This is a genomic window from Candidimonas nitroreducens, from assembly GCF_002209565.1.
GTDB classification, from domain to species: Bacteria; Pseudomonadota; Gammaproteobacteria; order Burkholderiales; family Burkholderiaceae_B; genus Candidimonas; species Candidimonas nitroreducens.
Genome location: NZ_NJIH01000011.1, coordinates 1 through 10,909, shown reverse-complemented (window position 1 = coordinate 10,909; position 10,909 = coordinate 1). Strand labels below are relative to the sequence as shown.

The window sequence follows — 10,909 nt, the reverse complement described above, 5'->3', positions numbered from 1 at the left end:
CCATGTGGGCGCAAACTCTGCTGAAATACACGAACAACACTAATACCTAATACACGAACAACACTGACACGCACCCGATGACCCGCCCCGGCACGCATGGCCCCCCAACAGATTCGCAATAAACATATTTCCCGTATCTGCAATCCCTGCATCAGCAATCCCCGTATCATCGTTATCCGGAGTTTTTCATAATGGACGCCAACGCCGATCTCGCCAAGCTAGCCCTGGACTACCACGCCTACCCGACGCCGGGCAAGATTTCCGTCACCCCAACCAAGACCCTGGCCAACCAGGACGACCTGTCGCTGGCCTACTCGCCCGGCGTGGCCGTGGCCTGCATGGCCATCCACGACGAAGGCGAGTCCGCGGCCTCGCGCTACACCTCGCGCTCGAACCTGGTGGGCGTGGTCACCAACGGCACCGCGGTGCTGGGCCTGGGCAACATCGGCCCGCTGGCGGCCAAGCCGGTCATGGAGGGCAAGGGCTGCCTGTTCAAGAAGTTCGCCGGCATCGACGTGTTCGACATCGAACTGAACGAAACCGACCCCGACAAGCTGGTCGACATCATCGCCGCGCTGGAACCGACGCTGGGCGGCATCAACCTGGAAGACATCAAGGCGCCCGAATGCTTCTACATTGAAAAGAAGCTGCGCGAACGCATGAAGATCCCCGTCTTCCACGATGACCAGCACGGCACGGCCATCATCTCTTCGGCCGCCATCCTCAATGGCCTGAAAGTGGTGGGCAAGAATATCGGCGAGGTCAAGCTGGTGTGCTCGGGCGCGGGCGCGGCCTCGATCGCCTGCCTCGACCTGCTGGTGCACCTGGGCGTGCAGCGCTCGAATATTTTCGTGGCCGACTCGCGCGGCGTCATCTGGAAGGGCCGCGACGCCAATATGGAGGCCAACAAGGCGCGCTACGCGCAAGACACCGACGCGCGCAGCCTGGCCGACGTCTGCCGCGATGCCGATGTGTTCCTGGGCTGCTCGGCCCCCGGCCTGCTCACCGCCGAAATGGTCAAGACCATGGCGCCGCGCCCGCTGATCCTGGCCCTGGCCAACCCGGATCCCGAGATCCGCCCCGAGGTGGCCAAGGCGGCGCGCCCCGACTGCATCGTGGCCACCGGGCGCTCCGACTACCCGAACCAGGTCAACAACGTGCTGTGCTTCCCGTTCATCTTCCGCGGCGCCATGGATGCCGGCGCCTCGGTCATCAACGAAGAAATGAAGCTGGCCTGCGTCAGGGCAATCGCCGAACTGGCCGAAGCCGAGCAAAACGACGAGGTGGCCAGGGCCTATGCGGGGCAGGAATTGTCGTTCGGCCCCGACTACATCATCCCCAAGCCCTTCGACCCGCGCCTCATCGTCAAGATTGCACCGGCGGTGGCGGCCGCCGCGGCCGCCTCGGGCGTGGCCTCGCGCCCCATCGAAGACCTGGAAGCCTATCGCCAGAAGCTCATGAGCCTGGTGTATCACACGGGCCAGCTGATGCGGCCGCTGTTCATGCAGGCCAAGACGGCGCCCAAGCGCGTCATCTACGCCGACGGCGAAGACGAGCGGGTGCTGCGCGCGGCCCAGACGGTGGTCGATGAAAACATCGCCCACCCCATCCTGATCGGCCGTCCGGCGGTGATCCAGATGCGCATCGAAAAGTTCGGGCTGCGCCTGAACGCCGGGGAAAACATCGAGATCGTCAACCCCGAAGACGACGAGCGCTTCAACGAGACCTGGACCGCCTACTACAAGCTGATGGGCCGCGAAGGCGTCACCCCCGAGATCGCCAAGGCGATGATACGCAAGCACAATTCGCTGATCGGCGTAATGCTGCTGCAGCGTGGCGACGGCGACGCCCTGCTGTGCGGGGTCGGCAGCCGCTACGACAACCAGCTCAAGTACGTCGAGCAGGTCATCGGCCTGAAGCCCGGTGCGCAGACCTACGGCGCCATGAATGTGCTGATGCTGCCCGACCAGACGCTGTTCGTCTGCGACACGCACGTCAATGAAAACCCCAGCGCCGAGCAGATCGCCGACATGACCATCCTGGCCGCCGAAGAAATCCGGCGCTTCGGGGTGGTGCCCAAGATCGCCCTGCTGTCGCACTCCAATTTCGGCAGCCGCCCCACCGACTCCTCGCGCAAAATGGCGCGGGCGCGCCAGCTGATCGCGCAACGCGCGCCGCAGCTCGAGGTCGACGGCGAAATGCACGCCGACGCGGCGCTGTCGGAAAAAATCCGCCTCAAGGCGTATCCGGAATCGACGCTGAAGGGCCCGGCAAACCTGCTGATCATGCCCAACCTGGATACCGGCAACATCACCTACAACATGCTGAAGATGACCGGCAGCCACGGGGTGGCGATGGGGCCGGTGCTGCTGGGGGCAGCGCGCCCAGTGCACATCCTGACCACCAGCGCCACGGTGCGGCGCATCGTCAACATGACCGCGCTGGCCGTGGTGGATGCGCAGCAAGAGGCCGCAGCGCAAGCCGCCGGCTAAGGGCTAAGCCGCAAGCACCCAAGCAAACAGGGGCCCCGAGGGGCCCCTGTTTATTGCATGCCGGGCACGCGGGGGTCGTAGCCCCCGGCGCGGCGCCGGCACGATTTGCCGTGTCTTAGCGCTTCTTGGGCACGTCGCGGGCGGCCGGGCCGACATACAGCTGGCGCGGACGGCCGATCTTGTAGTCGGGGTCGGACAGCATTTCGTTCCATTGGGCGATCCAGCCCACGGTGCGGGCCAGGGCAAAGATAGCCGTGAACATCGAGGTGGGCACACCGATGGCGCGCTGCACGATGCCCGAGTAGAAGTCGACGTTGGGATACAGCTTGCGGTCGACGAAATACGGGTCTTCCAGCGCGATGCGCTCGAGTTCCATGGCCAGCTTGAACAGCGGGTCTTTTTCCAGGCCCAGCGCCGACAGCACTTCCTTGCAGGTCTGCTGCATGAGCTTGGCGCGCGGATCGTAGTTCTTGTAGACGCGGTGGCCGAAGCCCATCAGGCGCACGCCCGAGTTCTTGTCCTTGACCTGCTCCATGAAGGCGCCGACCTTCTCGATGCCGCCGTTGGCCTGCAGGTGCTCGAGCATCTGCAGGCAGGCCTCGTTGGCGCCGCCGTGGGCCGGGCCCCACAGGCACGCCACGCCGGCGGCGATCGCCGCGAAGGGGTTGGTGCCCGACGAGCCGCACAGGCGCACGGTGGAGGTGGAGGCGTTCTGCTCGTGGTCGGCATGCAGGATGAAGATGCGATCCAGGGCGCGCTCGACCACCTCGTTGACCTTGTAGTCTTCGCAAGGCGTGGCGAACATCATGCGCAGGAAGTTGCCGGTGTAGGACAAGTCGTTCTGCGGATAGATGAAAGGCTGGCCTTGCGAGTACTTGTAGGCCATGGCCACCAGCGTGGGCATCTTGGCGATCAGGCGGATGGCCGAGACTTCGCGGTGGCGCGGGATGGTGATGTCGGTGGAGTCGTGGTAGAAGGCCGCCAGCGCGCCGACCAGGCCGGTGAGCACGGCCATGGGGTGCGCATCGCGGCGAAAGCCGCGCAGGAAGGAATGCAGCTGCTCGTGCACCATGGTGTGGTGCGTGACCAGCGAGTCGAAGTCGGCTTTCTGGGCGGAGTTGGGCAGGTCGCCATTGAGGATCAGGTAGCTGATGTCCATGAAGTCGCAGTTCACTGCGAGCTGTTCGATGGGGTACCCGCGATACAGCAATTCGCCCTTGTCGCCGTCGATGTAGGTGATGGCCGACTCGCACGAGGCCGTGGCCAGAAAGCCCGGGTCGTAGGTGAACATGCCGGTCTGGCCGTACAGTTTGCGGATGTCGATGACATCCGGGCCCACCGAACCCTTGTAGACAGGAAATTCTATCGAAGGGCTACCGTCGGAAAAGGATAGCGTGGCTTTTTTATCCGCTAGTTGCATAGCAATATTCCTCTAAAGTTTTACAGCTCTCGCATCTGCCCGACCAGGCGCCGCAGATCGGGGGTGTCGTAAACCCCCTGAAGCTGCGTGCGACCCAGCAAGACATCGAGCAAATCGTTATCGCCCATGTCGAACAGCTGTGTCAGCGCCGATACATCGGTATCGGTCAGCTGGTTTTCATACCGATCCAGGAACCGGGTGATGATCAGGTCGTTTTCCAACAAACCGCGCCGCGCCCGCCATCTCAGGCGGGCGCGTTCCAGCTCGGACAAGGTTCTCATCGAAGCAGCGCTACAAGACTAGATGCTGCGGCGAACCAGAAGTTCCTTGATCTTGCCGATTGCAGCCGACGGATTCAGGCCCTTCGGACACACGTCCGCACAGTTCATGATGGTATGGCAGCGGAACAGGCGGTATGGATCCTCGAGATTGTCCAGGCGCTCTTCCGTGGCCTCGTCGCGGCTGTCGGCGATGAAACGGTAGGCCTGCAGCAGGCCGGCGGGGCCGACGAACTTGTCGGGGTTCCACCAGAACGACGGGCAAGCGGTCGAACAGCAGGCGCACAGAATGCATTCGTACAGGCCGTTGAGTTCTTCGCGGGCCTCGGGGCTTTGCAGGCGCTCTTTTTCGGGCGGCGGCTGATCGTTGATGAGATAAGGCTTGATCGAGTGATACTGGTTGAAGAAGTGCGTCATGTCGACGATGAGGTCGCGCACCACGGGCAGGCCGGGCAGCGGCTTCAGGACGATGGGCTCTTTCAGTTCGCGCAGATTGGTGATGCACGCCAGGCCGTTCTTGCCGTTGATGTTCATGGCGTCGGAGCCGCACACGCCCTCGCGACACGAGCGGCGCAGCGCCAGGCTGTCGTCGACATCGTTCTTGATGCGCAGGATGGCGTCCAGCAGCATTTTGTCGGTGGGCTGCAGCTCGACCTCGAGCTTCTGCATGTACGGACGTTCGTCTTTGTCGGGATCGTAGCGGTAGATCTCGAATTTCACTTTGCGGTTTTCGCTCATTTCAGTGTCCTGGTGTCCTGCTTAGAAGGTGCGCGCTTTCGGAGGGAAGGTCTCTACGGTGAGAGGCTTCAACTGCACCGGCTTGTAGTCCAGGCGGCTGCCTTCGGAGTACCACAGGGTGTGCTTGAGCCAGTTGACATCGTCACGCTCGGGATAATCGCTGAGCGCCTGGGCGCCGCGGCTTTCCTTGCGGTTGGCGGCCGACTTGGTAGTGGCGCGCGCGACCTCGATCATGTTGGTCAGTTCCAGGGCCTCGACACGAGCGGTGTTGAAGACCTTGGACTTGTCCTGGAAGGCAATGTTGTCCACCCGCTTGGAGAGCTCTTCGATTTGCTCGACGCCTTCATTGAGCAGCTTCATGGTGCGGAACACGCCGCAATGATGCTGCATCGAATTGCGGATGGCGTTGGCCACGTCTTGCACTTTTTCGCCCGAAGTACGGTTTTCCAGCTTGTTGACGCGGTCGACCGAGTAGTCGATGGACGACTCCGGAATGGGCTGGTGGGAATGCTGGCGCTCGGGGTGCGAGGCGACGATATGGTTGCCGGCGGCGCGGCCGAAGACCACCAGGTCGAGCAAAGAATTGGTGCCCAGGCGGTTGGCGCCGTGCACCGACACCGCGGCGCATTCGCCGATGGCGTACAGCCCCTTGACGATCTTGGTCTGGCCGTCTTGCGTGGTGACCACCTGGCCGTTGTAATTGGCGGGGATGCCGCCCATCTGGTAGTGGATGGTGGGAACTACCGGGATGGGTTCCTTGATGGGATCGACGTTGGCGAAGCGAATGGCGATCTCACGGATGGAAGGCAGGCGCTTGTTGATGGTTTCGGCGCCCAGGTGATCGAGCTTGAGCACTACGTGGGAACCGTCGCCGCAGCCGCGGCCTTCCTTGATTTCCTGATCCATCGAGCGCGACACGAAGTCGCGCGGCGCCAGGTCTTTGAGCGTGGGCGCATAGCGCTCCATGAAACGCTCGCCGTCTTTATTGAGCAGGATCCCGCCTTCGCCGCGCACGCCTTCGGTGATGAGCACGCCGGCGCCGGCCACGCCGGTGGGGTGGAACTGCCAGAATTCCATGTCCTGCAGCGGCAGCCCGGCGCGGGCGGCCATGCCCAGGCCGTCGCCGGTATTGATGAAGGCGTTGGTGGAGGCGGCCCAGATGCGCCCCGCCCCGCCGGTGGCCAGCACCGTGGTCTTGGCTTCCAGCACGTAGATGTCGCCGGTTTCCATTTCCAGGGCGGTCACGCCCAGCACGTCGCCGTCTTCGTTGCGCAGCAGATCGAGCGCCATCCACTCGACGAAGAACTGGGTGCGCGCGGCGACGTTGCGTTGATACAAGGTATGCAGCAGTGCGTGGCCGGTGCGGTCGGCCGCCGCACAGGCGCGCTGCACGGGCTTTTCACCGAAATTGGCGGTGTGGCCGCCGAAGGGCCGCTGATAGATGGTGCCGTTGGCATTGCGGTCGAAGGGCATGCCGAAGTGCTCGAGCTCATAGACCGCGTTAGGCGCCTCGCGGCACATGAATTCGATGGCGTCCTGGTCGCCGAGCCAGTCGGATCCCTTGACGGTATCGTACATGTGCCAGTACCAGTTGTCTTCGCTCATGTTGGCCAGCGATGCGCCGATGCCGCCCTGCGCGGCGACAGTGTGCGAACGGGTCGGGAACACCTTGGACAGCACAGCCACCGACAGGCCCGCCTGCGCCAGTTGCAGAGAGCAGCGCATGCCGGCCCCGCCGGCGCCTACGACCACCACATCGAACTGACGGCGGGGTAGGGTATGTTTGACAGCAGCCACGGCTCAGAGACTCCAGAGAATTTTTGCGAAAAAGACGACGGATCCGACCAGCCACAGGGCGGTCAGGACTTCCAGCAACAGTCGCACGCCAGTGGGCTTGGCATAGTCCATCCAGATGTCGCGCACGCCTATCCATGCGTGCCAGGCCAGCGACAGGAAGGCCAGCGTGGCCAGCAACTGCCCCAGGGGTATCGCAAAGAAATGGAAGGTGAACAGGTGGCGCCAGCTCTGGAAGTCGAGGCTGGGCGAGAAGATGATGGCCAGGATGAGAATGAGGGTGTAGATCGCCATGATGATGGCGGTCATGCGCTGCACCAGGAAGTCGCGCGAGCCGTAGTGCGCGCCCACGACCAGGCGATGCGTGCCGATGCGTTCTTGTGTGGCCATGGTTACCAGGCTCCGAAAAGTTTGAGACCGAACACGATGGTCAGCGCCAGGCTGACGCCGAACACGATGCCGGCGCTTTTCTGTGCCGTGATCTTGTCGTTGCCGATATGCAGGTCGAGGGTAAGGTAGCGGATGCCGGCGCAGAAGTGATGCAGGTAGCCCCACAGCAGCACCAATAGCACCACCTTACAGGCGGGGTTGGCGGTGTAGGCCTTCATGGCGGCGAAAGAATCGGGCGAAGTCACGCTCAGGGCAAACAGCGGCAATATCACCAGGGGCAGACAGAGAAACAATAGCGCCCCGCTGGCGCGATGCAGAATGGACGATTTGCCCGCGAGCGGCAGCCGGTAGCTCAGGATCTGGGAGATGCTGAGGTTGCGGAACTGCGGACGCGGCTTGGAAGCTGAGTCGGACATATGAGCCTCGGATTTATGACAAGTAACTTTTTGGGCAAAGAGCAGCCAGTATTTTCGCCGATTGAAGGGGCTGTATCAAATCAGTACGACATTGCCGGCAAAACCCTTTTTAATTCAAACTGTTTCTGTAATGGAAGTGCTCGGTCAGGTACAGACCGCGGCGCAATTCCATGGGGCGATCGCCGTAGGTATAGGAAACGCGCTCGACCTGCAGCAGCGGTTCGTCTTGCGGCACCTGCAGCAGTTCGGCTGCTTCGGCGCCGGCGCGCACCGCCTTGATCTTTTCTTCGGCGCGCACCATGCTGACCCCGAACTCGGATTCGAACAAGGCATACAGCGGGCCGCGGTAGCGCGCCAGGGATTCGGCCGTCAGGCCGCGGAACACCGAGCCCGGCAGCCAGATGTCGTCCAGTATGGTGGGCACCTGGTCGAAAGACAGCACGCGGCGCAAGTTGACCACGGTTTCGGACAGGCGCAGGTCGAGCAGGCGGGCGATGTCGGGCGCCGACTTGACGCGCCGGCATTCCAGGATGCGGCTGCCGGATACCGGCGGCTTGCCCTGGTCGGGGGTAAGCCGCAGGAAGCGAAAGCGCACCCGCGCCTCGTTGTGGGTGGCGACGAAAGTGCCTTTGCCCTGGCGCCGCAGCAGCAGGTTTTCGGCCGCCAGTTCATCGATGGCCTTGCGCACCGTGCCCTGGCTGACCTGGAACCGCGCAGCCAGATCGAATTCGCTGGGTATGGCTTCGCCCGGCTTCCATTCCCCGCGATCCAGGCTTTGCAACAGCAGGCCTTTGATCTGCTGATACAGAGGACTGAAAGCCGCGCTGCCGGCCGCCCGCTGGGCGCCCGGACTGCGATCGGACAAGGGGATGTCTGGCATTATGGACTGGAACCGGGCAGCGAGCCCGCCATTGGAAACACCCGCCATTTTCGCACGTAGCAGCGCGCCTGTCTAACACTCTTATATAAGATACAAGAATGTTTGACGTTAACGTCAATTTCCACTAATCTTCGGCCACGCGGGCATGCCCCGCGGCCGAGGCGCGCAACGCCGGTGCAACGCAGTCCGTAGCGGGCGGCGGGCAGCGGCGGCAGGCCGGGCATCTTGCGCGCACACACGCGTCCCGGGCCGCTTGCGCGCCATCGCAAAGGATTAAACTGTTGGGTGTTTTTCTTTCCACCCATCATTCATCTACCGGAGATAGTTCATGTCCAAACCCGCCCTGCGCGTCGCCGTCACCGGCGCAGCCGGCCAGATCGGCTACGCCCTGCTGTTCCGCATCGCCTCCGGCGAAATGCTGGGCCGCGATCAGCCCGTCATCCTGCAACTGCTGGAAATTCCCGACGAGAAAGCCCAGAAGGCCCTCAAGGGCGTCATGATGGAACTCGACGACTGCGCGTTCCCGCTGCTGGCCGGCATGACTGCGCACAGCGACCCGCGCGACGCCTTCAAGGATGCCGACGTGGCCCTGCTGGTGGGCGCGCGTCCGCGCGGCCCCGGCATGGAACGCAAAGACCTGCTGCACGTCAATGCGCAGATCTTCACCGCCCAGGGCAAGGCCCTGAACGACGTGGCCAGCCGCAACGTCAAGGTGCTGGTAGTGGGCAACCCCGCCAACACCAATGCCTACATCGCCATGAAGTCGGCGCCCGACCTGCCGGCCAAGAATTTCACCGCCATGCTGCGCCTGGATCACAACCGCGCGCTGTCGCAACTGGCAGCCAAGTCGGGCAAGGCCGTGGCCGACATCGAAAAGCTCATCGTCTGGGGCAACCACTCGCCCACCATGTACCCCGACTACCGCTACGCCACGGTCGGCGGCCAGAGCCTGGCCAAGCTGATCAACGACGACAAGTGGAACCGCGACACCTTCATCCCCACCGTGGGCAAGCGCGGCGCCGCCATCATCGAGGCGCGCGGCCTGTCTTCGGCCGCCTCGGCCGCCAACGCCGCCATCGACCACGTGCACGACTGGATCCTGGGCAGCGACGGCAAGTGGGTCACCATGGGCGTGCCCTCCGACGGTTCCTACGGCATCCCCGAAGGCATCATCTACGGTGTGCCCGTCACTACCGTCAACGGCGAATACACCCGGGTCACCGGCCTGGAAGTCGACGCCTTCTCGCGCGAGCGCATGGACTTCACCTTGAAGGAACTGCTCGAAGAACGCGATGGCGTGAAGGATCTGCTGAAGTAAAGCAGAGACAAGCGCAAAGGCCCGGCAGCGGGCCTTTGCTTTGTCACCGCGCGGGACGGCAGTCCCGCGGAAGGAAATGACGGCCGGGCGCACCGCAAGCGTTGCGCCCCATGCCCGCGGCCGCCGCCGCAAGACTGCGGCCGGCGGCGACGGCGCAAGTGCCGCCGCTCGTACGCAAAGACCCTGTGCGGCCGCGCCCGAGCGGCCTCGGCCCACGCGCCGCAGGACGGATTCCATCGACCTTTAGGAGTTGAGACATGGCTAGCAAAGCACCCAAGACCTCTACCCCCGCCCCCGCCTTCAAGCCCAAGAAATCGGTGGCGCTGTCGGGCGTTGCGGCCGGCAACACCGCGCTGTGCTCGGTGGGCCGCAGCGGCAACGACCTGCACTACCGCGGCTACGACATCCTGGACATCGCCGACACCTGCGAATTCGAGGAAATCGCCCACCTGCTGATCCACGGCAAGCTGCCCACCAAGGCCGAGCTGGCCGCCTACAAGCAGAAGCTGCGCAAGCTGCGCGGCCTGCCCGCCCAGCTGCAGAACGTGCTGGAATCGCTGCCCGCGGCCAGCCACCCCATGGACGTGATGCGCACCGCGGCTTCCGTGCTGGGCTGCGTGCTGCCCGAGAAGGACGACCACAACGCGCCGGATGCGCGCGACATCGCCGACCGCCTCATGGCCAGCCTGGGCTCGGCGCTGCTGTACTGGTACCACTACAGCCACAACGGCCGCATCATCGACGTGCAGACCGAGGACGACAGCATCGGCGGCCACTTCCTGCACCTGCTGCACGGCGCCGAGCCCAGCGGCGACTGGGTGCGCGCCATGCACACCTCGCTGATCCTGTACGCCGAGCACGAATTCAACGCCTCGACCTTCACTTGCCGCGTCATCGCCGGCACCGGCTCGGACATGTACTCGGCGCTGGTCGGCGGCATCGGCGCGCTGCGCGGGCCCAAGCACGGCGGGGCCAACGAGGTCGCCTTCGAGATCCAGAAGCGCTACGACTCGCCCGACGAGGCCGAGGCCGACATCCGCCGCCGCGTCGAGAACAAAGAAGTCGTCATCGGCTTCGGCCACCCGGTCTACACCGTCTCCGACCCGCGCAACAAGGTCATCAAGGAAGTCGCCCGCAAGCTCTCGCGCAAACAGGGCAGCACCAAGATGTACGACATTGCCGA

Annotated in this window: 10 protein-coding genes; 3 read left to right on the top strand and 7 right to left on the bottom strand. The window is 63.7% G+C overall.

The window, feature by feature from the left end; all coding sequences use genetic code 11:
* Positions 1-191 precede the first annotated feature (191 nt).
* A complete protein-coding gene (locus tag CEY11_RS18840; RefSeq protein ID WP_088604972.1) occupies positions 192-2,492 on the top strand; it encodes an NADP-dependent malic enzyme in 2,301 nt (766 codons plus the stop codon).
* A 115-nt stretch (positions 2,493-2,607) separates the two neighbouring features.
* Here the strand turns inward: CEY11_RS18840 and CEY11_RS18835 are convergent, their stop codons facing one another.
* From CEY11_RS18835 to CEY11_RS18805, 7 genes are all read right to left on the bottom strand, one after another.
* Complete coding sequence (locus CEY11_RS18835) at positions 2,608-3,912, bottom strand: citrate synthase (protein WP_088604971.1); 1,305 nt, start codon at positions 3,910-3,912, stop codon at positions 2,608-2,610.
* Between the two features lie 20 nt (positions 3,913-3,932).
* Positions 3,933-4,193: an FAD assembly factor SdhE gene (locus CEY11_RS18830; protein ID WP_088604970.1), complete on the bottom strand. Its 261-nt coding sequence runs from the start codon at positions 4,191-4,193 to the stop codon at positions 3,933-3,935.
* 18 nt (positions 4,194-4,211) lie between these two features.
* A complete protein-coding gene (locus CEY11_RS18825; RefSeq protein ID WP_088604969.1) occupies positions 4,212-4,928 on the bottom strand; it encodes a succinate dehydrogenase iron-sulfur subunit in 717 nt (238 codons plus the stop codon).
* Positions 4,929-4,949: 21 nt separating this feature from the next.
* A complete protein-coding gene (sdhA, locus tag CEY11_RS18820) occupies positions 4,950-6,725 on the bottom strand; it encodes a succinate dehydrogenase flavoprotein subunit (RefSeq protein ID WP_088604968.1) in 1,776 nt (591 codons plus the stop codon).
* 3 nt (positions 6,726-6,728) lie between these two features.
* On the bottom strand, positions 6,729-7,112 hold the full coding sequence (gene sdhD / locus CEY11_RS18815) for a succinate dehydrogenase, hydrophobic membrane anchor protein (protein WP_088604967.1): 384 nt from the start codon (positions 7,110-7,112) through the stop codon (positions 6,729-6,731).
* A gap of 2 nt (positions 7,113-7,114) precedes the next feature.
* Positions 7,115-7,528 (bottom strand): succinate dehydrogenase, cytochrome b556 subunit, encoded by a 414-nt coding sequence (gene sdhC / locus CEY11_RS18810; RefSeq protein ID WP_088604966.1) that lies wholly within the window; start codon positions 7,526-7,528, stop codon positions 7,115-7,117.
* Positions 7,529-7,637: 109 nt separating this feature from the next.
* Complete coding sequence (locus CEY11_RS18805; RefSeq protein WP_088604965.1) at positions 7,638-8,408, bottom strand: GntR family transcriptional regulator; 771 nt, start codon at positions 8,406-8,408, stop codon at positions 7,638-7,640.
* Between the two features lie 328 nt (positions 8,409-8,736).
* Between CEY11_RS18805 and CEY11_RS18800 the strand changes: the two genes are divergently transcribed.
* Together CEY11_RS18800 and CEY11_RS18795 are read left to right on the top strand one after the other, a co-directional pair.
* On the top strand, positions 8,737-9,726 hold the full coding sequence (locus tag CEY11_RS18800) for a malate dehydrogenase (protein WP_088604964.1): 990 nt from the start codon (positions 8,737-8,739) through the stop codon (positions 9,724-9,726).
* 257 nt (positions 9,727-9,983) lie between these two features.
* Positions 9,984-10,909 (top strand): citrate/2-methylcitrate synthase (locus tag CEY11_RS18795; RefSeq protein WP_088604963.1); only part of this gene is annotated, 926 nt, incomplete at its 3' end.

Coding starts and splice junctions, on each gene's coding strand:
- CEY11_RS18805 (WP_088604965.1), bottom strand. CDS start 8,408: ATGCCAGACATCCCCTTGTCCGATCGCAGTCCGGGCGCCCAGCGGGCG.
- CEY11_RS18835 (WP_088604971.1), bottom strand. CDS start 3,912: ATGCAACTAGCGGATAAAAAAGCCACGCTATCCTTTTCCGACGGTAGC.
- sdhC (WP_088604966.1), bottom strand. CDS start 7,528: ATGTCCGACTCAGCTTCCAAGCCGCGTCCGCAGTTCCGCAACCTCAGC.
- CEY11_RS18840 (WP_088604972.1), top strand. CDS start 192: ATGGACGCCAACGCCGATCTCGCCAAGCTAGCCCTGGACTACCACGCC.
- sdhD (WP_088604967.1), bottom strand. CDS start 7,112: ATGGCCACACAAGAACGCATCGGCACGCATCGCCTGGTCGTGGGCGCG.
- CEY11_RS18830 (WP_088604970.1), bottom strand. CDS start 4,193: ATGAGAACCTTGTCCGAGCTGGAACGCGCCCGCCTGAGATGGCGGGCG.
- CEY11_RS18825 (WP_088604969.1), bottom strand. CDS start 4,928: ATGAGCGAAAACCGCAAAGTGAAATTCGAGATCTACCGCTACGATCCC.
- CEY11_RS18800 (WP_088604964.1), top strand. CDS start 8,737: ATGTCCAAACCCGCCCTGCGCGTCGCCGTCACCGGCGCAGCCGGCCAG.